The following is a 24,994-nucleotide window of genomic DNA, read 5'->3' as shown; positions in this document are numbered from 1 at the left end:
AAGAGAGGACACAATGCAGGGTTCTGTAACAGAATTTCTAAAGCCGCGTCTTGTTGACATTGAACAAGTTAGCATGACTCACGCAAAAGTAACTCTTGAGCCGTTAGAGCGTGGTTTCGGCCACACTCTAGGTAACGCTCTACGTCGTATTTTACTATCTTCAATGCCGGGTTGTGCCGTAACTGAAGTAGAAATCGAAGGCGTATTACATGAGTACAGCACCAAAGAAGGTGTTCAGGAAGATATCCTTGAAATCCTTCTAAACCTTAAAGGCCTTGCCGTTAAGGTTGAGGGTAAAGATGAAGTTATCATTACTCTTAACAAGTCTGGTGCAGGCCCTGTTGTTGCAGGTGACATCACCCATGATGGTGATGTTGAGATTGCGAACCCAGAGCATGTAATCTGCCACTTAACTGATGACAATGCTGAAATTAGCATGAGAATCAAGGTAGAGCGTGGTCGCGGCTATGTACCGTCAACAGCGCGTATCCATACTGAAGAAGATGAGCGTCCAATTGGTCGTCTGCTTATCGATGCAACTTACAGCCCAGTAGATAAAATTTCTTACTCGGTTGAAGCGGCACGTGTTGAGCAACGTACTGACTTAGACAAGCTTGTTATCGATATGGAAACAAATGGTACGCTTGATCCTGAGGAAGCTATCCGTCGTGCAGCTACAATTTTAGCTGAGCAACTGGATGCATTTGTAGATCTTCGTGATGTACGAGTTCCTGAAGAGAAAGAAGAAAAGCCAGAGTTCGATCCGATCCTACTGCGTCCTGTAGACGATCTTGAACTAACGGTTCGCTCTGCTAACTGTTTGAAAGCAGAAGCGATTCACTACATTGGTGATCTGGTGCAGCGCACTGAGGTTGAGCTACTTAAAACGCCAAACCTTGGTAAGAAGTCTTTAACTGAAATTAAAGATGTTCTAGCTTCACGTGGTCTTTCTTTAGGCATGCGCCTAGAGAACTGGCCACCAGCGTCTATCGCTGAAGATTAATCAGTTCACTAATTATCTAGTTAGAAGGATTAGGTCATGCGCCATCGTAAGAGTGGTCGTCAACTCAACCGCAACAGCAGCCACCGTAAAGCTATGTTTAGCAATATGGCTTGCTCTTTGGTTCGTCACGAGATTATCAAGACGACTGTACCAAAAGCAAAAGAGCTTCGCCGTGTAGTTGAGCCTTTGATTACATTAGCTAAGATTGACAGTGTTGCTAACCGTCGTCTTGCATTTGCTCGCACTCGTGATAACGAAGTTGTAGCAAAACTATTTACCGAGTTAGGTCCACGCTTTGCACAACGTGCTGGTGGTTACACTCGTATTCTGAAGTGCGGTTTCCGTGCAGGTGATAAAGCGCCAATGGCTTACATTGAGCTTGTAGATCGCCCAGAAGTAGAAGCTGCAGCTGAGTAATCAGAAGTAGTTTCAAGAAAAAACCGAGTCCTAGGACTCGGTTTTTTTGTTTTTGTACTATGTTGTTTAAATGAAATTTCGTATTACTTCATCAATTCAAATATTTTGATGGCTATTCTTGCCACTCATCAAGAAAGTCCTGCACTTTATCTACCATGTTGCTTGAGCCAACGAAGAAAGGCACTCGTTGATGTAATTCTGTAGGTTTAATATCAAGAATACGCTGCTCACCATCTGTCGCCTTACCTCCTGCTTCTTCAATCAACATTGCCATAGGGTTGCATTCATAAAGTAGTCGTAGCTTTCCATTTGGGTAAGCTTGAGTGCTTGGGTAAAGATAAATACCGCCTTTTAATAAATTTCTATGGAAGTCAGCAACTAAAGAACCAATATAACGAGATGTATATGGTCGATTATCTTCAGGCCTTATTTCTTGGCAGTATTTTAAGTATTGTTTTATCCCTTCAGGAAAGCGGATGTAGTTCCCTTCGTTGATAGAATAAATATTACCATCTTTAGGGATCTTCATATCTTCATGAGACAAACAGAAGACACCAAGCGATGGGTCATAGGTAAAGCCATGAACGCCATTTCCTGTGCTATATACCAACATGGTTGATGAACCATAAATAATATAACCTGCAGCAACTTGTTGGCTTCCTGGTTGTAGGAAATCTTCTTCTGTAGGAGGCGTACCAATCGGTGAAATACGGCGATAAATAGAGAAAATAGTCCCTACAGATACATTAACATCAATATTTGATGACCCATCTAGTGGGTCCATTAATACCACGTATTTAGCGTCTTTATTTAATGCTTTATTAAATGCGACAGCTTCATCTTCTTCTTCACTTGCAACACCACAAACTTGCCCACGATTTTCTAATGCCGCCTTGAATTTATCATTGGCGTAAAGATCGAGCTTTTGTTGCTGTTCTCCCTGAACATTTTCTTCACCCGAAGCACCAGTGATATCAACCAGCCCCGCTTTATTTATCTCACGGTTTACAATTTTAGCAGCCAATTTAATTGAACCAATAAGGGAAGAAAGCTCTCCACTTGCATGAGGGAAGTCATGTTGCTTGGCAACAATAAATTCACCGAGGGTTCTTATTTCAGACATAGTTATTCCTTTAATTCTCTGTTATTTGATATCAATGGTAAGTAGGGTTAGGTACTGATTTATTTTTACAGTGGTTGTGTTACTGTTTGCTGTAATTCATTCTATAACATAGAACTTTTTAAGAGTATTGAAGTAACTTTGAATTGAAGTTGCTTACTAATTTAATAAATAAGACGGTTGTAATTATGCATATTCATATCCTTGGTATCTGTGGCACCTTCATGGGAGGTGCTGCAACATTAGCCCGTCAGCTTGGGCATAAAGTCACTGGGTGCGATGCTAACGTTTATCCTCCAATGAGCACGTTATTAGAATCTCAAGGCATTGAGATTATCCAAGGATTTGATCCGAGTCAGTTAGACCCCGCGCCAGACCTTGTCGTAATTGGTAATGCAATGAGTCGTGGAAATCCATGTGTTGAGTATGTCTTAGATAAGAACCTGAAATACACTTCAGGCCCACAATGGTTGCAAGAGTTTTTGTTGCAAGATCGTTGGGTGATGGCAGTTGCTGGTACTCATGGTAAAACAACCACGGCAAGTATGTTGACATGGGTACTTGAAGAATGCGGTTATAAGCCAGGTTTTTTAGTCGGTGGTGTACTTGGTAATTTCGGAGAGTCGGCTCGATTAGGCGAAAGTATGTTTTTTGTGGTCGAAGCAGATGAGTATGACAGTGCTTTTTTTGATAAGCGTTCTAAGTTTGTTCATTATCGCCCACGTACCCTTGTATTAAATAATTTAGAGTTTGATCATGCTGATATTTTTGATGATCTTGCTGCAATTCAACGTCAATTTCATCATTTAATTAGAACGGTTCCAAGTACAGGTCGTATTTTTGCACCAAAATTAGATAAACCACTTGAGCAAGTGTTAGATCAAGGTTGCTGGAGCGAGCTTGAATTTACAGGCGAAGATGGTCAGTGGAAGGCTATAAAGCTAGAAAAAGATGGCAGCGTATTTGATGTCTATTTTGAAGGTGAGAATGTAGGGCAAGTTAATTGGAGTTTAGTCGGTGATCATAATGTCAGTAATGCATTGATGGTTGTCGCTTCTGCTCGACATGTTGGTGTTACTCCTGATTTAGCTTGTGAAGCGTTAGGTAAGTTTATTAATACTAAGCGTCGCCTTGAGTTCAAAGGTGAGGTGAATGGAGTGACGGTTTATGATGATTTTGCTCATCATCCCACTGCGATTGATCTCACTTTAGGTGGTCTACGTAATAAAGTGGGTGATAAGAAAATTATCGCGGTATTAGAGCCACGTTCAAGTACCATGAAACTCGGGGTGCACAAAGACACATTAGCGGCCTCTTTACAGGCGGCTGATGCGGTTTACCTGTTTCAACCAGACAATATTTCTTGGTCTGTTGATGAGGTTGCACAGCAATGTACTCAGCCTGCTTATACTCATAACAATATTGATGTTTTTGTGGATATGATTGTGGCCGAAGCGCAACCGGGCGATCAAATATTGGTAATGAGTAACGGTGGTTTTGAAGGCATTCACGGAAAATTACTTGAGAAGTTAAACCAACAATGAAATCTGAAAAGAGATCGATTACTTTAGCAATGACAGGCGCATCTGGTGCGCCCTATGGTCTACGCTTGCTTGAATGTTTATTGGCGGCAGATTATCACGTTTATTTTTTAATATCGTCAGCGGCTCGTGTGGTGATGGCGACAGAGCATAATTTGAAGCTCCCAAGCGGCCCTGATGCAATGAAGGCTGCCTTAGTTGAGCGCCTTGGTTGTAATGCGGATAATTTAACCGTGTGTGGCAAAGAAGATTGGTTCTCTCCAGTTGCTTCTGGTTCTGCTGCACCAAAACAAATGATAGTGTGTCCATGCTCGGCAGGGAGTGTGGCATCAATTGCTCATGGTATTTCAGATAACTTAATAGAGCGTGCTGCGGATGTGGTGTTAAAAGAACGAGGACAACTGATTCTTGTTGTTCGTGAAACGCCATTTTCTACATTACATCTAGAGAATATGTTAAAGCTATCTCAAATGGGTGCGACAATCATGCCGGCAGCCCCGGGTTTTTATCATCAACCTCAATCAATAGAAGACTTAATTGATTTTATGGTGGCGAGAATTTTGGACCACCTTGGGGTTGAGCAAGGATTAGTTCCACGTTGGGGATACGATCACCGTTGATATAATCAATATGCTTAGAGAAAACCTCTGGCTCATTGCTTGATTCACACATACAATATCGCTTCTCATCGGGGAGCAATAGATACCAGCTTTTTTTAGTAGGTATTCGCTGAGATTAGTAAGGATTGGATAATACTTACTTAAACCCGTACTACCTGACTCAGATAATGCTGGCGTAGGGATTGAGATGACATCCTCCTAGAGAATATCACCTTAATTCTGTGCCGCTCAAAAGGATGTAAGCGCACACAATGAACACTCTTTCTATTTCCTCTTCTCTTAAACTATTACCAAGTGCCTTAGCTATTGCTGCGGCAACTTCTTTTGCTGTTTCAGCAGCAGAAACCAAAACGTTAACTGTTTATACTTATGATTCTTTTGCGGCTGATTGGGGCCCTGGCCCAACGATTGAGGCGGCTTTTGAAGCGCAATGTGGCTGTGATTTAAACTTGGTTGCACTTGATGATGGTGTGTCTATTTTAAATCGTCTTCGATTAGAAGGAAAAAATGCCAAAGCAGATATCGTCTTAGGATTAGATAACAACTTAATGGCAGAAGCGAAAGCGACAGGGCTATTAGCTCAGCATCAAGTGAATACTGATTCCGTTACTTTACCGGGTGGTTGGAATGACACTACGTTTGTTCCTTATGATTTCGGTTACTTTGCGTTTGTTTATAATAAAGAAAAAGTAGCAAATCCGCCTAAAAGCTTAAAAGAGCTAGTCGAGCAGCGTGATGATCTAAAGGTGATTTATCAAGATCCAAGAACATCAACACCGGGCCAAGGTTTATTACTTTGGATGAAATCGGTTTATGGTGATGAAGCACCACAAGCGTGGAAGCAGTTAGCGAAAAAAACCGTTACTGTTACAAAAGGGTGGTCTGAAGCTTACAGTATGTTCTTAGAAGGGGAGTCTGATTTAGTTCTCTCTTATACCACTTCTCCTGCGTATCACTTGATTGCAGAAAAGGAGGACAAATTTGCAGCGGCTGATTTTTCTGAAGGGCACTACACTCAAGTTGAAGTAGCGGCTAAAGTAAAAAATACTAAAAATAATGCACTGGCGGATGAATTCTTAGCGTTTATCTTAAGCGATAAATTCCAATCAGCAATGCCAACTGGAAACTGGATGTATCCTGTGACGGATGTTGTACTACCTCAAGGTTTCGATAGCCTGACGGTTCCTAGCAAAGCCTTGTCATTCAGTTCTCAAGAGATCTCGCAGCAACGTAAATCATGGATCCGAGAGTGGCAACACGCCTTAACATTTTAATTTGATATAAGGAGTACCGATGTGCTCCTTTCTTTTGGCAATGATGAAAAACACTTCTTCTTATAACTCTGTTCCTTTATTGGGATATGTAATCGCAATTGTCATTATTGGCTTTGTTGGTGGGGCGATAAGCGCTCTCTTTTTAGCATCACCAAGTTTGGATTTAAGCTTAATTTGGTTTGATCCTTATTATCGCTATATTACTCAGTTCAGCTTATACCAAGCATTCCTTTCTACGTTGTTCAGTGTCAGTTTGGCGATTCCTACTGCATATGCGTTATCACGTCGCCAATTTAAAGGACGAAGTCTCTTACTTAAACTTTGTGCAACCACGCTTGTTTTGCCTGTATTGGTTGGTGTTTTTGGCCTACTTTCTATTTACGGTAATAGCGGGTTAATCGCTGCTCTATTTCAATGGTTTGGTTATTCTTTACCATTTTCAATTTATGGCCTTAATGGCATTTTACTCGCGCATGTTTTTTTCAATTATCCTTTTGCAACTCGTTTATTTTTACAAAGCTTAGATTCAATCCCTGCTGAGCAACACCAATTAGCGGCGCATTTAGGGTTAACGGGTTGGAGTAAATATCGTTTATTAGCGTGGCCGAGAGTAAAGCAACAGTTACCTCATGTTGCAGGCTTAGTTTTTATGCTTTGTTTCACCAGCTTTGCAACGGTAATGGCGTTAGGTGGAGGACCAAAATCAACCACCATTGAACTGGCTATTTACCAAGCGATTAAATTTGATTTTGATTTACAGTCGGGCGCTATTTTAGCTTTATGGCAGATGCTGTTATGTGGCGTGCTTTCTTTATTTATTCAACGTTTTTCTAAATCGCTTGCTGTTGATTCTGCTTCTATCGCTCAAGCTGTGTTGTATCAAGATTCAACACAAGAGAAGTGGTGGGATAGAGGGTGGATAATCTTATTAATATTTTTTTTATTACCACCATTATTAATGGTCGTATTCAGTGGCTTAAATTCAGAATTGATAAAGGTGTTTAGTTCGCCGGAGTTTTGGTTAGCACTGGCAAATTCATTGATAGTCGCTTTAGGGGCTGCGGTATTAGCGATGATGTTTGGGGTGATATTATTGCACACTACTAGAGCATTAAGATTAAAACAGAAATGCTTATGGGCAGATAAATTAGATCTGATAGGAACGATGATCTTAGTCACTCCAGGCTTGGTGATTAGCACTGGATTATTTTTGTTATTGAGAAACATAACCGATGTATTTTCAATGGCTATCTGGATAGTTGTTGTGGTGAATGCGCTGATGGCTTTGCCGTATGTGATAAAAACACTCGCTCAACCTCTGTTGCATATAGCGCAGCAGTATCAACTATTATCAGCCAGTTTAGGGCTTTATGGTTTTACTCGTTTTCGATTGATTGAATGGCGGGCATTAAGAAAACCCATGGCTCATGCCTTTGCGATTGCCTTTATCATGTCGATTGGTGACTTAAGTGCGATAGCTTTGTTTGGTAGTCAAGAGTTTCGAACATTGCCTTTGTATCTGTTTCAATTATTAGGAAGCTATCAAATGGAAGCTGCCGCGGTGGTCTCTTTGAGTCTGTTGTTATTAAGTATTGGTGTGTTTAGTGTCGTAGAGTGGTTATTCTCCTCTAAAAAAAATCATAAAGGTGAATTGTAATGCTGAACTTTTCAGAGGTGAAATACCGATATCATTCAGAATTATTTGAGTTTGATTTAGAGGTAAATAAAGGCGATGTAGTGGCAATTCTTGGTCCAAGTGGGGCGGGGAAAAGTACATTACTAAGTTTATTGGCGGGGTTTATTAGCCCTGAATCGGGTGATATTACGATTAACAATGAATCGTTACTGTCACAAGCACCTCATCAACGTCCATTGTCTATGCTATTTCAAGAACACAATTTATTCGCTCACCTTTCTGTTGTCGATAATATTAGCTTGGGTATTAAACCTAATCTACGCTTAAACGAAACAGAAAAAAAACGGGTTATTCAAGCGGCTCAGCAGGTAGGGGTTGATGAGTTATTACAACGTTTACCTGAGCAGTTATCGGGCGGGCAAAAGCAGCGAGTGGCTTTGGCTCGTTGTTTAGTGCAAAAGAAACCTGTTTTATTATTAGATGAACCCTTCTCAGCGCTTGACCCTATGCTAAGAGAAGAAATGATCGGGTTAATTCAGCGCTTGATTGAAGAGCAACAATTAACCGTCTTAATGGTGACGCATAGCTTACAAGATGCAAAGGCATTAGCTTCTCATTATGCTTTTGTATGTCAGCACAAAGTATTGAGTTTTGGTGAAGTGTCGGCACTCGCCATACAAGAGCATCCATTAGAATTAGTTAGTTATTTAAAGGCCGTTAAATAAACTTTTTCATCTCAAATTGAGTATAATCTACTACACTCATTTTTATGATAAATGGGCGTGACCTATGTGCTGTCATACAGTAACATTAGCGCCCTTTTGAACCTCGCCATTTTAGGCTGTTATTCTTGGTTCTAAAATTCTCACTCTATATAAAATAAATTAATTTTGAGGTGTGTTACCACTATGTCATTTGCTTTGGGCCAACGTTGGATCAGTGATACAGAAAGTGATTTGGGTTTAGGAACCGTAGTTGCGGTTGACGATAGAACCGTATCGATACTTTTTGCCGCATCAGAAGAAAATCGTTTATACGCAAGACACGATGCACCCGTTACCCGAGTGATGTTCAATAAGGGAGATACAATTGAAAGCCATGAGGGCTGGTCACTTGAAGTCGAAGACGTTATCGAAGATGGCGGTCTACTTACTTATATCGGAACTCGTGTCGATACTGATGAAGCGAATGTTGTTCTTCGTGAAACATTACTAAGCCATCAGATCCGCTTTAATAAGCCTCAAGATAAATTATTTGCAGGTCAAATTGATCGTATGGATCGTTTTGCGCTGCGCTTCCGTGCGCTGCAAAATCAATACGAACAACATAAAAACCCAATGCGTGGTTTGTGTGGTATGCGTGCAGGCTTAATTCCGCACCAGTTATTCATTGCACACGAAGTGGGCCGTCGTTATGCGCCACGAGTTTTATTGGCTGATGAAGTTGGTCTAGGTAAAACGATTGAAGCGGGTATGATCATTCACCAGCAAGTGCTGTCTGGCCGTGCTGAGCGTGTGTTAATCGTGGTTCCTGAAACACTACAGCATCAGTGGTTAGTTGAAATGATGCGTCGTTTTAACCTGCATTTTTCTATCTTTGATGAAGAACGTTGCGTTGAAGCTTATGCCGATTCTGAAAACCCATTTGATACTGCGCAGTTTGTATTGTGTTCATTAGATTTTATTCGTAAGAGTAAGCGTCGTTTCGAACAAGTTGTTGAAGCGGATTGGGATTTACTTGTGGTCGATGAAGCGCATCACCTTGAGTGGAACCAAACTAAACCAAGTCGTGAATACCAAGTAATTGAAGCAATTGCAGAAGAGACTGCAGGTGTTTTACTGCTAACTGCAACACCAGAGCAATTAGGCCATGAAAGTCACTTTGCTCGCTTACGTTTGTTAGATCCTGATCGTTTCTATGATTACGATGCGTTTGTTGAAGAAGAGCGCCAATATCAACCTGTTGCTGATGCGGTTACCGCATTAATGAGTGGTGATACGCTATCTAACGAATCTAAAAATCGCATTGCAGATCTGCTTTCTGAGCAAGATGCGGAACCTCTGTTTAGAATTATTGAGTCCTCAACTTCTGAAGAAGAGCAAGCGCAAGCTCGTCAAGAGTTAGTTGATAATTTAATGGATCGCCATGGTACAGGTCGAGTGCTATTCCGTAATACTCGTGCTGCGATTAAAGGTTTCCCACAGCGTAATCTTAATTTAATGCCAATGCCTTTACCTTCTCAGTATGCAACGTCTATGCGTGTGGCAACGATGATGGGCGGTCGCATGACGGATGAAGCGCGTGCGATGAAGATGCTTTATCCAGAAGAGATCTTCCAAGAGTTCGAAGGTGATAGTGCGACGTGGTGGCAGTTTGATCCACGTGTTAACTGGTTACTTGAATTACTAAAAGAAAACCGTAATGAGAAGGTGCTAATTATTGCATCTCGTGCTTCCACTGCATTGCAATTAGAGCAAGCACTGCGTGAGCGTGAAGGTATTCGTGGTACGGTTTTCCATGAAGGCATGTCTATCATTGAGCGTGATAAAGCAGCCGCTTATTTCGCACAAGAAGAAGGCGGCGCACAGGTTCTGATCTGTTCTGAAATTGGCTCTGAAGGTCGTAACTTCCAGTTTGCTAATCAACTTGTCATGTTTGATTTGCCGTTTAACCCAGATCTTCTTGAGCAACGTATTGGCCGTTTGGATCGTATTGGTCAAAAACGTGATATCGATATTCATGTTCCGTACCTACAAGGTACATCTCAAGAGTTACTAGCACGTTGGTTTGATGAAGGTTTGAATGCCTTTGGTGAAACCTGCCCAACGGGACGTGCGGTGTATGATAAATTCTCAGATGCGATTATCTCAATTCTAGCGACAGGTAAATCAGATGGTTTGGAGCCATTGATTGAAGAGTCAGCAGCATTAAACAAAGAGCTAAAAGCCCAGTTAGAGCAAGGTCGTGACCGTTTATTAGAAGTGCATTCTAATGGTGGCGATAAAGCAAAAGAGATTGCAGAGAAAATTGCAGCGACCGATGGTGATACTAATCTGGTTAACTTTGCTTTAAATCTGTTTGATACCATTGGTTTAAATCAAGACGATAAAGGTGAAAACGCAATTGTAGTAACACCAGCAGAAAACATGTTGGTATCGAGCTACCCAGGTTTACCTTATGAAGGTTGTACCATTACCTTTGATCGTGAAACAGCATTGTCTCGTGAAGACATGAACTTGATCAGCTGGGAGCACCCAATGATCCAAGGTGGTATTGATTTAGTATTAACTGAAGGAGTAGGGGCTACAGCGGTTTCTTTATTGAAAAATAAAGCGCTACCTGCAGGAACATTATTGCTTGAACTCGTTTATGTGGTGGATGCACAAGCGCCTAAGCAAAGTGGCATTGGTCGCTTCTTACCGAAAACACCGATCCGCCTAATGATGGATGGTAAAGGGAATGACTTATCTGCTCAAGTTGAGTTTGAAAGCTTTAACCGTCAGTTAAGCCCTGTAAACCGTCATATGGCAAGTAAGCTTGTCAATTCGGTACAAAAAGAAATTCATGCGTTAATTGATAAGGCTGAAGTAAGTATTGAAGATCGTATTGAAGCGGTTCGTGTTGATGCGAATACTGAGATGAAAAATGCCTTAAATGCAGAGCTAGAACGCTTACAAGCATTAAAAGCAGTAAACCCAAATATTCGTGATGAAGAGTTAACTCAAATTGAAACTCAAATCAGCGAATTATCTGGTTATATTGGTAAAGCACAAGTCCAATTAGATTCATTACGTCTAATTGTAGTGAGCCATAATTAAGTAACGTAATGCTCTCTGAAGAATGGTATGTTTCAGAGAGCATGCCTAGAGTGAGTATAAACATGGCAATGCTAGAATATTTACCACCACAAGATCCATGGATAGATATTGTTTATCAAGATGAATCTATTTTAGTGGTAAACAAGCCATCTGGTTTATTATCTGTACCTGGCCGAGCTCCTGAGCACTACGATAGTATGTGGAGCCGTTTAAAGGTTGAATTCCCTGATATTCAAGTTGTACATCGTTTAGATATGTCTACGTCAGGGTTAATGTTGTTTGCAATGAATAAATACAGCGAACGTCATTTAAAAAAACAGTTTCAATACCGCCTAACGCACAAAATTTATTATGCGCGAGTATGGGGGCATATTGAGCAAGATGAAGGTGAAATTGACCTACCTTTAATTTGTGATTGGGAAAAAAGACCGAAACAGAAAGTCTGTTTTGAGCATGGCAAGCCTTCTCAAACTCGCTATCAAGTGGTGAGGCGTGAAGAGAAAACGACGATTGTTCGGTTGCTACCAATCACTGGACGTTCGCATCAATTACGAGTACACATGTTATCTATTGGGCATCCAATAGTAGGGGATGAATTTTATGCGAATGAGGAAGCGAAAAATTTCTCTTCTCGTTTGGAGTTGCACGCGGCTGAATTGAGCTTTTACCATCCCAAATCGGATTGGGTTCGTTCTATTTTTGTTCCTTGTGATTTTCATCCCGAAGCTCAAGAGATGATGTTTTCTATTTATGATCCAACAAGAAAACTACCAGATTATAAAACACTGAAATCATCTTAATTAGATATATTCAGTTCGAGATTTTGCGTCTCGAACTGAATTTCCTCAGAATGTTTAGCCTTGAGGCTTTACAACCATCACATTAATTGTTGAGTTATCAACGACCTTACTTGCTACTGAACCTAACATCACTTTATCGATTTTTGAGCGCTTATGGCTTGGCATAACGATTAAGTCAGCGCCTAAACGTTCAGCATAATCTAAGATTGTGACATAAGGCTTTCCTTCAGATACGTGAACTTTATATACCACCTCTTCATCAACAAATTTTGCTGCAAATTCGTTTAATTGAGCGGAGACATCTTCTTTCATTTTTTTCGCGGCATCTTTAGGGAAGTAGGTCGAGACCATCGACATATGAATGCCCGGTAATACATTTAATAAATGCAGCTCAGCATTAGATTGTTTTGCATGCCAAACTGCTAACTCAACCGCTTTATCAGCAAAGCCTTTTTCATTTAAATCTACTGGAACCAATATTTGCTTATACATGATTTTATTACCTAATAAGGGGAGAGTGACTCCCCTAGATTCCATTCATTAATTTATGCCGCTAAGTTTTCCTTTTTTGCTCGGCGACGCTGATTAAAGCCTAGTGCAAACAGCAGAAGTAATGTTGGTACAAATACCCACTCTTTTAGAGGACGGTCAGCATCAAGCACTACATTCTTTATTTCCCAGTCAAAATCAATTCCAGAAGCTTCGGCTGGACTGCCAAATTCAACCATATCTACAATCATTTTATTATCCACTTCAGATAACATTAGACCCATAGAGCTCACGCGATCATCACCAGTAACCGCTCGATCATCAAAAGGTAAGCGAACTGTTTTGCTGATGACATCACCTTCGAGGTTTTGTCCTGTTACTTCTAATGTCAGTGATTGTCCCACATTTAACCCCTCAGCAATTTGAGCGATCTCAATACCCTGATGATAATCTTTAGCTGGATAGATTTGATCCCACCAATAGCCAGGACGGAACAGTGAGAATGTGATTAGTAAAAGTAAGACGACTTCCCACCATTTCGTTTTGGTGAACCACCAGCCTTGTGTTGCGGCTGAGAAGGTTAACATTGCAATCACTGAAGACATGATGGTAAGTGCTAAATGCCACCAAGAATCAATGCCCATCAACAAAAGCTGAGTATTGAAAACAAACATGAAAGGTAAAATAGCGGTACGAATATCGTAAGTGAATCCTTGAATACCAGTACGAATAGGGTCAGATTTTGCAATCGCAGCAGCTGCGAAAGCCGCAAGACCTACAGGTGGCGTATCATCAGCAAGAATACCAAAGTAGAATACAAATAAGTGAACAGCGATTAATGGGATGATCAGACCGTGTGCAGCGCCTAGAGTCACAATAACTGGCGCCATCAGCGTTGATACTACAATGTAGTTTGCCGTCGTTGGTAACCCCATTCCTAAAATCAAGCTGATCACTGCGGTAAATAACAGCATAAGAATGATGCTACCACCAGAGATAAACTCAACAAAGTCAGTCATGACTAGGCCAATACCCGTTAAGGTTACAACACCTACAACCGTACCTGCAGCAGCAGTAGCTACACCGATGCCGATCATATTTCGAGCACCAGAGACTAGGCTTTCTAGTAAATCATCAACTCCCTGTTTCACTTGTTCAACGAGATTGCCTTGCTTTGAAAAGAAAGCAATTAAAGGGCGTTGAGTCAGTAGGATAAAGATCATAAATACGGAAGCCCAAAATGCAGACAAACCAGGAGAGAAGCGCTCTACAGTTAGACACCATACTAATACAACGATAGGCAATAAGAAGTGTAGGCCTGATTTGATCGTTGGACCAGGGTCAGGAACTTCAGTTAACTCTTCATCAATCGCCATCATTGCGTGCTCTTGGTATTTTGCAGATATGCTAACCAAGCCCACATAAGAGAGCAGTAATGCGATCGTTACAATCGGTGTTGCAGCATCACCGAAGACATCTTTTGTCCAACCAATACCATAGTAAACCGCTGCACTAATGACACAAAGCCCTAGAATAGTACCAGTAAAGGAAAGCAGGCTATGGACTAAGGTTGGCGTATGGCGACGTGGAAGGCCTGTCATACCTGCTTTACAAGCTTCAAGATGAACGATGTAAAGTAGCGCAATATAAGAAATTAAAGCAGGGAGTAATGCGGCTTTAATCACTTCTACATAAGAGATACCGACGTATTCCACCATTAAGAACGCCGCCGCTCCCATGATAGGTGGAGTAAGTTGACCGTTAGTTGAGGCTGCAACTTCAACTGCGCCCGCTTTTGTTCCAGGAAAACCCACACGTTTCATTAATGGAATAGTAAACGTACCAGTGGTTACTACGTTAGCAATTGATGAACCAGAAACTAAACCTGATAAGCCTGAAGCCACGACCGCCGCTTTTGCAGGGCCGCCTTTCATATGACCAAGTAGAGAGAAAGCGACTTTAATAAAGTAAGCTCCAGCACCAGCTTTTTCTAGCATGGCACCAAATAAAACAAATAAGAAAACAAAAGAGGTTGATACACCTAGTGCAACGCCAAAAACACCTTCAGTTGTTAACCATAGATGTGACATTGCTTTGTTTAAACTTGCCCCTTTATGTGCAATTACATCTGGCATATGAGGGCCGGCAAAGGTGTAAAGTAAGAATACGGCTGCAACCACCATTAGTGGGGGGCCTAAAGCACGTCGAGTTGCTTCAAGCAACAGTATCATACCAACAACAGAGGCAATAATATCGGGGGGCGTTGGTGCGCCAGAACGCTCAGCTAATTGAGTATAGAAGATATAAATATAAGCAGCTGAGAAACTGCCAGCAAAGGCAAGAGCCCAATCTATCGCAGGAATACGATCTCTTGGTGAGTTTTTAAGAGCAGGATAAGCGGTAAAAGCTAAAAAAATAGCGAAAGCTAAATGTATTGAGCGAGCCTCTGTATCATTGAGTATGCCGAAATCAAAAATGAACGGTAAAGGGGAAGCATACCAAAGTTGGAACAGAGACCAACATAATGGAACAAACCATAAAATACGGCCAGATAATCCTTGTGGTGAACGTGCACCAGTGTCCGATTGGGCCACCATTTCTTGCACATCTTGTGACGTATTTGACGACTGCGTCATGTACTTTTCCTTAGTGATGCTCGAATTTAACACTCAATTATTAAGCATTAGATTACTGAATATAAGCCAATGTGTAGGCTAGAAAGAGCTGATCTTCAAATCCGTTTTATTATTGGTAGTTATCCGTTGTATGGAAAGATCAGGGATATTGCGAAGAACCAAAGAGACCACATGGCCTCTTTGGTTGATAGTTACGCTACCTGTAAAGAGTAGCGCAGTGTTGAAGAAAGGCTATTTTAGTAGACCAACTTCTTTGTAGTATTTCACAGCACCTGGGTGAAGTGGGATAGAAAGACCTGACTTAACCATGTCTTCTTTTTTCAATGTTGCAAATGCCGGGTGCAAACGCTTAAAGGTATTAAAGTTTTCAAATACCGCTTTTGCTACGCTGTAAGCCACTTCATCAGAAACATCAGAAGTTGTTACCATAGTTGCTGCAACACCAAAGCTGTTTACATCACCTTCAGTACCGCGGTACATACCTGCAGGTACTGTGCTATATGCATAGTAAGGGTTGTCTGCAACGATTTTATCGATTTTAGGACCGGTTGCTGACACTAGTTTTGCATCACAAGAAGTGGTTGCTTCTTTGATTGAACCATTTGGGTGTCCAACCATGTAGATGAAGGCATCAATTTTGTTATCACAAAGTGCTTGTGAACGCTCAGACCCTTTTAGTTCAGAAGCGAGCTTAAAGCTATCGTTAGTCCAACCCATCGCATCCATTACAACGCCCATGGTTGCGCGGTCACCAGAGCCAGGGTTACCAATGTTTACGCGTTTGCCTTCAAGGTCTGCAACATTGTTAATGCCTGAATCGGTACGAGCGATAATATTAAAAGGTTCTGTATGAAGAGAGAACATTGCACGCAGTTTCTTGTAAGGGCCTTGAGCTTCAAATTTGCTTGTGCCGTTGTAACCATGGAACTGCCAATCTGATTGAACGATACCAAAATCCAGTTCACCAGAGCGAATGGTATTTACGTTATAGATTGACCCGCCAGTTGATTCAACAGAGCAGCGAACATTGTGTTCTTTACGATCTTTATTCACTAATTTACAAATAGCACCGCCAGTTGGGTAGTAAACCCCAGTCACTGAACCTGTACCTATTGTGATAAATTCTTGAGCGCTTGCTGTACCCATACCAGCTACAACCATTGCAGCAGCAACAGCTGTGGTTTTAATCGCTTTACTTAGTGCCATGTTATTCCCTTCCTTTATTGTATGATTTTTAATTGCATACCTTGTAATGACAAGATTAAATAAAAAATCAGTATTTATTCACTTTTAATTAAGTGTTTTCGTTTCCTGTTACGGAAATGGCAAGTAAATGATAGCAAATTAATGAGTTACTTTTAAAATGATGTTAAATAAAAACTATCAAAAGTGTGAAATAACTAACTAATGACAGGGTTAATAATAGCTATTATTGGCTTATCAGCATCAGTTTAATAACATTTTGAACTATGGGGAGTCGGTAGAATGATGAATAAGAGCACTTTATTAATTCATAAAATGCTCTGATGTTGAGAGGTATTTAGTTAAGTTTAAACTGAGTATTCAAATAAGTCGCACACTGAATCAAATAATTCAGTCACATCAATCGTTCTTGTTGGGGTGATAAAAATAGTATCATCGCCAGCAACAACACCTAAAATGCCTTCCGCTTTCCCTAAAGAGTCTAACAAGCGAGCAATAAGTTGAGCAGCTCCTGGACCTGTGTGAATAACAACAAGCGCACTGTTATAATCAATATCCATTACAAGTTCACGAAGAGAGCTTGAAACCGTAGGCACGCCAAGTTCAATTGGTAGGCAATACACCATTTCCATTTTGGCATTACGAGTACGAACTGCACCAAATTTGGTTAGCATTCGTGATACTTTGGATTGATTAATATTATCGAAACCTGCAATACGAAGTGCATCGACAATCTCACCTTGCGAACCAAATCGTTCCGCTTTAAGAATAGATTTAAATTCTTTAACTAATCGTTCTTGCTTTTCATTATTTCGCATACTGTTTTGATTCTTTTTGCAATAATTCCTACTATTCTCGCATAATTATTTATCTATAACCAAATCAAAATCGTATTTCTGTGATTAGCTACTTTTTATCAATAGACCCTTATTCTGTTGGTGAATTTGAAAGAATGGTTGTGAGGCAGGAGTAAAATAGTGATGAATTTGTAGCACGAATGGTATGTCATTGCGTAAGGTCGCAAAGCGAAGCGAATAGGATTGAATTTCATTTGAGCTTACTATAACGTCGTTTTTAGTTTGAAAGTAAATTCATAATAAAAATATACCTCTACCACTCAAGGAGAACGAACATGAAAGTTGCTGTTATTGGCGCCGCAGGAGGCATCGGACAAGCGTTAGCACTACTTCTTAAGAACCGCCTACCAGCGGGTTCAGATCTTGCTCTTTATGATATAGCACCTGTAACACCAGGTGTTGCTGCAGATCTAAGTCATATCCCAACCCCTGTATCTATTAAAGGTTATTGTGGTGAAGATCCAACTCCTGCGCTTGAGGGAGCTGATGTTGTTTTAATTTCTGCAGGTGTTGCTCGTAAGCCTGGAATGGATCGTTCAGATCTATTTAATATCAATGCAGGTATTGTGAAGTCATTAACTGAAAAAATTGCAGTTACTTGTCCAAAAGCATGTATTGGTATTATTACAAACCCTGTTAATACAACAGTTGCGATTGCTGCTGAAGTACTAAAAAAAGCAGGCGTATATAATAAAAATAAATTATTCGGTGTAACAACACTTGATGTGATCCGTTCAGAAACGTTCGTTGCAGAATTAAAAGACAAAGATCCAGGCGAGATCCGTGTTCCAGTAATTGGTGGTCACTCTGGTGTTACTATCTTGCCTCTTCTTTCTCAAGTTGAAGGTGTTGAGTTTACTGCTGAAGAAGTTGCAGCGTTAACCCCGCGTATTCAAAATGCAGGAACTGAAGTTGTTGAAGCTAAAGCGGGTGGTGGTTCTGCAACATTATCTATGGGCCAAGCGGCATGTCGTTTTGGTTTGTCACTAGTAAAAGCATTAAGTGGTGAAGCTGGTGTTGTTGAATGTGCTTATGTTGAAGGTAATGGTGAACATGCTCGTTTCTTCGCACAACCAATTCTACTTGGTAAAAATGGGGTTGAAGAAATTCAATCTTATGGTGAGCTAAGCGCATTTGAACAAGAAGCGTTAGAAAGTATGCTAGATACGCTAAGAGGCGACATCAAAATTGGCGAAGAGTTTGTTCAATAAGCGATAATTAGACATTAATTGAAAGAAAAAGGGGCAGATAGTTTAACTATCTGCCCCTTTATTATGTTTGAAAGAAAAACTGTGGATTATTTACTGCGTTTAACGGCTAGGTGCGCTAATGCTTTTAGTGCTTCTTTGTAATCTGATTCAGGAAGAATGGCTAATTCAGCAATCGCTTTATCTGCTTCTTCATCTGCTTTTTGTTTTGTGTACTCTAATGAACCGACTTCTTTCATACAAGCTAGGATAGGTTCTAGTTTATCTAGTCCATTTCCTTTTTCTATAGCTTCACAGATCATTGCTGCTTGTTCTTCATTACCATATTTCATTGCATGTAGTAATGGTAACGTAGGTTTTCCTTCTGCAAGATCATCACCGACGTTTTTACCCATGTCTTCACCATCAGAGGTGTAATCCATGACATCATCAATTAACTGAAAAGCAGTCCCTAGATATTTGCCGTAGTTTTGAAGTGCGGTTTCGATCTCTTGTGGCGCATCATTTAGGATCGCACCGATCTGCGTTGCTGCTTCAAATAGGCGAGCTGTCTTAGAATAGATCACCTGCATATAACTTTCTTCAGTCGTATTAGGATCGTTACAGTTCATTAATTGAAGTACTTCGCCTTCAGCGATCACATTTACAGCTTCACTCATTAGGCTAAGGATCTTTATAGATCCTAAGCTTGTCATCATTTGGAAAGAGCGGGTATAGATGAAATCACCAACCAATACACTTGCTGCATTTCCAAACTCGGCATTTGCCGTTGCTTTACCGCGGCGCATGTCTGATTCATCAACAACATCATCATGTAAGAGGGTAGCGGTATGAATAAATTCAATAAAAGCGGCTGCCATTGTGTGGTCTTTGCCTTCATATCCAAGTGCTTTAGCTGATAAAATGGCAAGAACTGGGCGTAGGCGTTTTCCACCGCCACTAACAATGTAAAAACCAAGTTGGTTGATTAACGCAACATCTGAGTTGAGTTGAGCTAAGATGGTCTCATTAACGATTGCCATGTCATCAGCCGTTAGGGCTTGAATAGCTTTAAAATCCATTATTCTTCCAGCAAGGTTAGGGCCTAAATCAGGCTTCATTATAATAAGTGATTAACTAAATAATACACTAAAATGGGGTTAGCAATACAGTCGAAAATTATCTCCTTATAGCTTAATGAGCACGTCGGCGATCTTTTCATCATTTTTCTTCATTTTTGGGTTGTCAGATTGAAATCATTCGCGTAGAATCCACGCCCTATTGATGACAAGTTTAACGCACACCAAAATTGTTGAGTAAACAAAATAAATGGTAGTGCGAAAGTAGCGGAGTAAAATATGTACGCTGTTTTCCAATCTGGTGGTAAACAACACCGTGTAAGTGAAGGTCAAACTCTTCGCTTGGAAAAATTAGACGTTGAGACTGGCGCAACAGTTGATTTCGACAACGTTCTTATGATTGCTAATGGTGAAGAAATCACTGTTGGTGCACCTCTAGTAGCTGGCGGTAAAGTAACTGCGGAAGTAGTTCAGCACGGTCGTGGCGATAAAATTAAAATCGTTAAGTTCCGTCGTCGTAAGCATTCTCGTAAGCAGCAGGGCCATCGTCAATGGTTCACTGAAGTCAGAATCACTGGCATCAGCGCTTAATTTAAGGAGAATAACAAATGGCACATAAAAAAGCTGGCGGTTCTACTCGTAACGGCCGCGATTCAGAAAGTAAACGTCTTGGTGTTAAGCGTTTCGGTGGCGAATCTGTTCTTGCAGGTAACATCATCGTACGTCAACGTGGTACTAAATTCCACGCTGGTACTAACGTAGGCATCGGTAAAGACCACACTCTTTTCGCTCTATCTGAAGGTAAAGTGAAATTTGAAGTTAAAGGTCCTAAAAACCGTAAATTCGTTTCTATCGAAGCTGAATAATAACTTTATAAGTTAATTCTAAAGCCCTGCCAATTGGCGGGGCTTTTTATTTATGGATAGTCACCAGTTAAGCCCTCTTCATCTATAATTATATCCATCTTTATAGATATCAATGGTAGAGTACTTAACTAGTGACTATATTAATATATACGTAGCGTAAAGATCATTGACGATCAACGATTGAGACCTTATTCACTGGTCTACAGTAAATCAGCCGTACTTGATATTCGAATGCCTTTTTATGTAAGTGCTTTTGATTATTAATAAGTACCAACGCTACAGCTCGGAGAAGAAAATGAAATTCGTTGATGAAGCGACAATTAAAGTAGATGCCGGTGATGGCGGTAATGGTGTAGTTAGCTTTTGGCGTGAAAAATTCGTAGCTAAAGGCGGCCCTGACGGCGGTGATGGCGGCGACGGTGGCGATGTTTACCTAGAAGCGGATGAAAACCTAAATACACTTATCGATTATCGTTTTAATCGTTTTTATGACGCTGAGCGTGGTAAGAATGGTAGCGGTGGTAACTGTACTGGTAAGCGCGGCGAAGATGTTACGCTGAAAGTACCTGTAGGTACACGTGCGATTGATATTGATACTGGTGAGAAAGTTGCAGAACTGATGACTCACGGTATGAAGGTGATGGTTGCTAAAGGCGGCTGGCATGGTTTAGGCAATACACGTTTTAAATCATCAGTAAACCGTGCTCCTCGTCAAAAGACATTAGGAACAAAAGGTGAAGTACGTGAACTTCGTCTAGAGCTTCTTCTTCTTGCTGATGTAGGTATGCTTGGTTTACCAAATGCGGGTAAATCTACCTTTATTCGTGCAGTCTCTGCAGCTAAGCCAAAAGTAGCCGATTACCCATTTACAACGTTAATTCCTAGCTTAGGTGTTGTACGTGCTCGCGGTAACAAAAGCTTTGTTGTTGCCGATATCCCTGGTCTAATTGAAGGTGCTGCTGATGGCGCAGGCCTAGGTGTACGTTTCTTAAAACACCTTGAGCGTTGTCGTGTACTGCTTCATGTAATTGATATTCTTCCAATTGATGGCAGTGATCCTGTACAAAATGCATTAACTATCATTGATGAGTTAGAGCAATACAGTGAGAAAGTAGCGGGTAAACCACGTTGGTTATTATTCAATAAAACCGATCTTCTATTAGAAGAAGAAGCGGATGAAAAGATCAACGAGATCTTAGAAGCACTTGCTTGGGATGATCGTCACTTTAAGATTGCAGCAGTAAGCCGCACTGGTACTCAAGAAGTATGTGACGAGCTGTCTGACTTTATGGATACTCTACCAAAAGAGATTCAAACTGATGAAGAGAAAGCAGCTGATAAAGTTGACTTCATGTGGGATGATTACCATAAAGACGCAATGTCTGGTCAACAAGTTATTACTGAAGATGACGACGATGACTGGGATGATGAAGAAGATGACGGTCACGTAATTTACGTTCGTGACTAATTCAATCTGCTTCTATTACAGATAATAATAAAAAACCGCACTTGTTGCGGTTTTTTTGTATTTAAATCAGTAAACATTATATCGAAATGATTAGAATGGATTTTAATTTAATAAATCATTGCGAATAAACATGGACGAGAAGCAAAGAGAGATATCCCGCTTAGTAGCCAAAGCAGGGCAAATGTTATTACAGCATGGTGCTGAAAGTAGTTTGGTTTCTGATGTCAGCCGTCGCTTAGGCATTGCCGTTGGGGCTGATGACGTCGAAATATCATTGTCAGCAAGCTCATTAGTGATTACTACTATCATTAATGAGCATTGCATGACAACGGCTCGAAGAGCCCCCGATCGTGGTATTAATATGAGGGCAATTACTGAGATCCAACGGATCTGCATTATGTCGGAGAAGGGATTGTTGGATCGACATGAAGCAACCGCTAAGTTAGATAATATTAGCCCTGAAAGATATAACCGCTGGCTTGTGGTTGTGATGATTGGTTTATCATGTGCCAGTTTCAGTCGTTTAGCAGGAGGTGATTGGCCTGTATTTATGATGACATTTTTAGCTTCTTCATTAGGCATGATTGTTCGTCAAGAAATAGGACATCGACAATTTAATCCTCTGCTTAACTTTGGTATCACTGCCTTTGTGACCACTCTTATCTCCTCTCAAGCTGTTATTTATCACATTGGTAATATTCCTTTTCTTGCAATGGCTTCTTCTGTTTTGATGCTTGTTCCCGGTTTCCCTTTAATAAATGCCGTTGCCGATATGGTGAAAGGGTACGTTAATATGGGAATTGCTCGATGGACATTTGCGACCTTACTTACCCTAGCAACCAGCATTGGGATTGTGGGTGCGATGAACTTGGTTGGTGTCTGGGGATGGATTAACTAATGAATGTTTTAATTAATTCGAATTTTGATTTATTCCTCGCTTTATTAAATGATATGTTTTTTGCCATGATCCCTGCCGTTGGTTTTGCCTTGGTATTTAATGTACCGGCTAAGGCTTTGAAATATTGTGCCATTGGTGGAGCAATTGGCCATGGAACACGATTTTTATTAATGCATTATGGTGCGCCTTTAGAGTGGGCAACACTATGTGCCGCAACCACGGTTGGAATGATAGGCGTACATTGGTCGCATCGATTTCTCGCACACCCTAAAGTATTTACGGTTGCCGCTTTGATCCCAATGGTTCCGGGAGTCTTTGCATTTAAGGCAATGATCGCCGTGGTCGAAATTAATCATCTTGGTTATTCTCCAGAGTTATGGGCCATGATGATTGATAATCTAATTAAGACCCTATTTACCATAGCGGCACTTGCGATTGGTCTTGCTATGCCTGGGCTACTGTTTTACCGTAGAAAGTCGATTGTTTAAGTATAGTGATTAAGGAATAGCTGTGAAAATTAGCATGATAGCCGCAATGGCAAAGAACCGTATTATTGGTATTGATAATCAAATGCCATGGCACTTACCTGCTGATTTCGCTTGGTTTAAGCAGTGCACTATGGGCAAGCCAATTGTGATGGGGCGTAAAACCTATGAATCGATTGGTCGTCCTTTACCGGGACGTTTGAACATTGTATTAAGTCGTGATACTAATTTGCAAATCGATGGTGTGACTTGCGTAACTTCAATTGAAGAAGCAAAGCAAGTTGCAGGTGATATTGAAGAGCTTATGATTATTGGTGGTGGGTCAATTTACCAAGCGTGTCTTGCTGATGCGGATAAGTTGTATCTGACGTTTATCGATGCTGATATTGATGGCGATACGCAGTTCCCAGATTGGGGTGAAGGCTGGAATCGGACTCACTCTGAAACGTATTCGAAAGATGAAAAAAATCAGTACGATATGGAATTTGTGGTTCTTGAAAGATAAGAGGCTATACGCTTCGCTAACTAGAAACTAGACTGCTTCGCTTCTATAAGAGCAGAATTCAGAAGTAGTCGTTGATATTTCAGCGTTTAACTCTGAACTCTGCTAGGGAGTTTACGACCGATCTGAATTCTTTGCTTTTATAGTCTCTAGTCAGCGAAGCGTATAGTTCCTAGTCTCTGCTCTTCCTCGTTACTGTTTTATTGCTTTCTGCGTAAAATACTTGCCATCATCAACACGATACATCGTCATATATTCCCCCCATACACAGCCTGTATCGAGCGCTATTACGTTATTTCCATCATGTCCCATCAATGCCGCCCAGTGACCAAAAATAACTTTATGCGAAAGAGGAAGGCGATTTTCTAGCTCAAACCAAGGAAAGAGTTCATCATTATTAATCTCTTGAGGTGGCAGCTTACATTCCATATCTAAGCGACCATCAAAATAACAGAAACGCATGCGTGTAAAAGCGTTGATAATATAACGGTAGCGCTCAATACCGATAAGATCTTCTCGCCATACATCAGGCTGGTTATCATACATATTCTCTAATAACCAAATCCATTTGTCCGATTGTAAAACCGCTTCAACTTCATGCGCGCATTCAATGGCAGTATTAATATCCCATTGAGGGGAGATCCCTGCGTGACTCATTACGATGTTATGTTCAGAGTTAATGGCTAATAATGGTTGATGACGTAACCAAGTTAGTAACTCCTTACTATCAGGTGCCGTAAAGATAGATGCTGTTTTGTCTTTTTCTTTAACGCGAGAAATACCTTGAGATACCGCCAGTAAATGCAAATCGTGATTACCTAAAATAGTCACGGCTGCCGATTCTAATGATTTTATAAAGCGTAAGGTTTCTAATGATTTTGGCCCGCGAGCAACTAAATCTCCTGTTAGCCAGAGTTTGTCAGTTTCTTTATTAAAATTGGCCTGCTCTAATAAGAGCTGTAGCTCATCTAAACAACCTTGAATATCTCCAACAAAGTAGGTCGCCATATCCCTTTCCTTAAATTAGTATAAAGCTTGTGCCAATAAGTATTAGATAGAAAAAAGGTGACAATAAAGTCACCTTTTAATATGTAT

23 protein-coding genes and 1 riboswitch are annotated in these 24,994 nt (G+C 40.7%); of the genes, 16 read left to right on the top strand and 7 right to left on the bottom strand.

What is annotated here, in order from left to right:
* Positions 1 to 13 precede the first annotated feature (13 nt).
* Positions 14 to 1,003 (top strand): DNA-directed RNA polymerase subunit alpha, encoded by a 990-nt coding sequence (locus tag PVK71_RS15605; RefSeq protein ID WP_130045891.1) that lies wholly within the window; start codon positions 14 to 16, stop codon positions 1,001 to 1,003.
* Between the two features lie 36 nt (positions 1,004 to 1,039).
* Complete coding sequence (rplQ, locus tag PVK71_RS15600) at positions 1,040 to 1,420, top strand: 50S ribosomal protein L17 (RefSeq protein WP_130045892.1); 381 nt, start codon at positions 1,040 to 1,042, stop codon at positions 1,418 to 1,420.
* A gap of 112 nt (positions 1,421 to 1,532) precedes the next feature.
* Here rplQ and fbp read toward each other — a convergent pair whose 3' ends face one another.
* Entirely contained in the window at positions 1,533 to 2,543 is a 1,011-nt protein-coding gene (gene fbp / locus PVK71_RS15595; protein WP_274419794.1) for a class 1 fructose-bisphosphatase, read from the bottom strand.
* A gap of 185 nt (positions 2,544 to 2,728) precedes the next feature.
* Here fbp and mpl point away from each other — a divergent pair, with 185 nt between their 5' ends.
* From mpl to rluA, 7 genes are all read left to right on the top strand, one after another.
* A complete protein-coding gene (gene mpl / locus PVK71_RS15590) occupies positions 2,729 to 4,084 on the top strand; it encodes a UDP-N-acetylmuramate:L-alanyl-gamma-D-glutamyl-meso-diaminopimelate ligase (RefSeq protein WP_274419795.1) in 1,356 nt (451 codons plus the stop codon).
* Positions 4,081 to 4,701 carry a flavin prenyltransferase UbiX gene (locus PVK71_RS15585; RefSeq protein ID WP_274419796.1) on the top strand — a complete coding sequence of 207 codons (621 nt, stop codon included), beginning with the start codon at positions 4,081 to 4,083 and terminating at the stop codon, positions 4,699 to 4,701. Before mpl ends, PVK71_RS15585 begins: the two co-directional genes overlap by 4 nt.
* A gap of 59 nt (positions 4,702 to 4,760) precedes the next feature.
* Positions 4,761 to 4,900: riboswitch (TPP riboswitch) on the top strand.
* A 52-nt stretch (positions 4,901 to 4,952) separates the two neighbouring features.
* The gene (thiB, locus tag PVK71_RS15580; protein WP_274419797.1) at positions 4,953 to 5,975 is read left to right on the top strand and encodes a thiamine ABC transporter substrate binding subunit; all 1,023 of its coding nucleotides are present in this window, start codon (positions 4,953 to 4,955) and stop codon (positions 5,973 to 5,975) included.
* Between the two features lie 19 nt (positions 5,976 to 5,994).
* Positions 5,995 to 7,632 carry a thiamine/thiamine pyrophosphate ABC transporter permease ThiP gene (gene thiP / locus PVK71_RS15575; RefSeq protein WP_443111729.1) on the top strand — a complete coding sequence of 546 codons (1,638 nt, stop codon included), beginning with the start codon at positions 5,995 to 5,997 and terminating at the stop codon, positions 7,630 to 7,632.
* A complete protein-coding gene (gene thiQ / locus PVK71_RS15570; RefSeq protein ID WP_274419798.1) occupies positions 7,632 to 8,336 on the top strand; it encodes a thiamine ABC transporter ATP-binding protein in 705 nt (234 codons plus the stop codon). The genes thiP and thiQ overlap by 1 nt, the downstream gene beginning before the upstream one ends.
* 183 nt (positions 8,337 to 8,519) lie before the next feature.
* Complete coding sequence (gene rapA / locus PVK71_RS15565) at positions 8,520 to 11,429, top strand: RNA polymerase-associated protein RapA (RefSeq protein ID WP_130048653.1); 2,910 nt, start codon at positions 8,520 to 8,522, stop codon at positions 11,427 to 11,429.
* A 62-nt stretch (positions 11,430 to 11,491) separates the two neighbouring features.
* On the top strand, positions 11,492 to 12,229 hold the full coding sequence (gene rluA / locus PVK71_RS15560) for a bifunctional tRNA pseudouridine(32) synthase/23S rRNA pseudouridine(746) synthase RluA (RefSeq protein ID WP_130048673.1): 738 nt from the start codon (positions 11,492 to 11,494) through the stop codon (positions 12,227 to 12,229).
* 54 nt (positions 12,230 to 12,283) lie between these two features.
* On the opposite strand, the gene PVK71_RS15555 is transcribed toward rluA, so the two are convergent.
* The 4 genes from PVK71_RS15555 to argR all read right to left on the bottom strand — a co-directional run bounded on the left by PVK71_RS15555 (position 12,284) and on the right by argR (position 17,375).
* Positions 12,284 to 12,721: a universal stress protein gene (locus tag PVK71_RS15555; protein WP_130045899.1), complete on the bottom strand. Its 438-nt coding sequence runs from the start codon at positions 12,719 to 12,721 to the stop codon at positions 12,284 to 12,286.
* 53 nt (positions 12,722 to 12,774) lie between these two features.
* Positions 12,775 to 15,354, bottom strand: coding sequence for a TRAP transporter permease (locus tag PVK71_RS15550; protein ID WP_274419799.1), 2,580 nt, complete (start codon positions 15,352 to 15,354; stop codon positions 12,775 to 12,777).
* A gap of 231 nt (positions 15,355 to 15,585) precedes the next feature.
* Positions 15,586 to 16,560, bottom strand: a complete 975-nt coding sequence (locus PVK71_RS15545; RefSeq protein WP_274419800.1) for a TAXI family TRAP transporter solute-binding subunit — start codon at positions 16,558 to 16,560, stop codon at positions 15,586 to 15,588.
* Positions 16,561 to 16,904: 344 nt separating this feature from the next.
* Complete coding sequence (argR, locus tag PVK71_RS15540) at positions 16,905 to 17,375, bottom strand: transcriptional regulator ArgR (RefSeq protein ID WP_130045902.1); 471 nt, start codon at positions 17,373 to 17,375, stop codon at positions 16,905 to 16,907.
* 314 nt (positions 17,376 to 17,689) lie between these two features.
* Between argR and mdh the strand changes: the two genes are divergently transcribed.
* Positions 17,690 to 18,625 (top strand): malate dehydrogenase, encoded by a 936-nt coding sequence (gene mdh / locus PVK71_RS15535; protein ID WP_274419802.1) that lies wholly within the window; start codon positions 17,690 to 17,692, stop codon positions 18,623 to 18,625.
* 86 nt (positions 18,626 to 18,711) lie between these two features.
* Here the strand turns inward: mdh and ispB are convergent, their stop codons facing one another.
* A complete protein-coding gene (gene ispB / locus PVK71_RS15530; protein WP_274419803.1) occupies positions 18,712 to 19,683 on the bottom strand; it encodes an octaprenyl diphosphate synthase in 972 nt (323 codons plus the stop codon).
* A gap of 276 nt (positions 19,684 to 19,959) precedes the next feature.
* Here ispB and rplU point away from each other — a divergent pair, with 276 nt between their 5' ends.
* The 6 genes from rplU to folA all read left to right on the top strand — a co-directional run bounded on the left by rplU (position 19,960) and on the right by folA (position 23,902).
* Complete coding sequence (gene rplU / locus PVK71_RS15525) at positions 19,960 to 20,271, top strand: 50S ribosomal protein L21 (protein WP_060993942.1); 312 nt, start codon at positions 19,960 to 19,962, stop codon at positions 20,269 to 20,271.
* Positions 20,272 to 20,288: 17 nt separating this feature from the next.
* Positions 20,289 to 20,546, top strand: a complete 258-nt coding sequence (gene rpmA, locus PVK71_RS15520; protein ID WP_005417307.1) for a 50S ribosomal protein L27 — start codon at positions 20,289 to 20,291, stop codon at positions 20,544 to 20,546.
* Positions 20,547 to 20,841: 295 nt separating this feature from the next.
* Entirely contained in the window at positions 20,842 to 22,014 is a 1,173-nt protein-coding gene (gene cgtA, locus PVK71_RS15515) for an Obg family GTPase CgtA (protein WP_274419805.1), read from the top strand.
* Positions 22,015 to 22,144: 130 nt separating this feature from the next.
* On the top strand, positions 22,145 to 22,912 hold the full coding sequence (locus tag PVK71_RS15510; RefSeq protein ID WP_130045906.1) for a threonine/serine ThrE exporter family protein: 768 nt from the start codon (positions 22,145 to 22,147) through the stop codon (positions 22,910 to 22,912).
* Positions 22,912 to 23,400, top strand: a complete 489-nt coding sequence (locus PVK71_RS15505; protein WP_130048659.1) for a threonine/serine exporter family protein — start codon at positions 22,912 to 22,914, stop codon at positions 23,398 to 23,400. Before PVK71_RS15510 ends, PVK71_RS15505 begins: the two co-directional genes overlap by 1 nt.
* A 22-nt stretch (positions 23,401 to 23,422) precedes the next feature.
* Complete coding sequence (folA, locus tag PVK71_RS15500) at positions 23,423 to 23,902, top strand: type 3 dihydrofolate reductase (RefSeq protein WP_165371233.1); 480 nt, start codon at positions 23,423 to 23,425, stop codon at positions 23,900 to 23,902.
* Positions 23,903 to 24,091: 189 nt separating this feature from the next.
* Here the strand turns inward: folA and apaH are convergent, their stop codons facing one another.
* Positions 24,092 to 24,907, bottom strand: coding sequence for a bis(5'-nucleosyl)-tetraphosphatase (symmetrical) ApaH (gene apaH, locus PVK71_RS15495; RefSeq protein ID WP_274419806.1), 816 nt, complete (start codon positions 24,905 to 24,907; stop codon positions 24,092 to 24,094).
* Between the last annotated feature and the right edge of the window lie 87 nt (positions 24,908 to 24,994).

This window comes from Aliivibrio sp. S4MY1 (assembly GCF_028765545.1).
Classification (GTDB): Bacteria; Pseudomonadota; Gammaproteobacteria; order Enterobacterales; family Vibrionaceae; genus Aliivibrio.
This window is presented reverse-complemented; position numbering and strand designations above follow the sequence as displayed.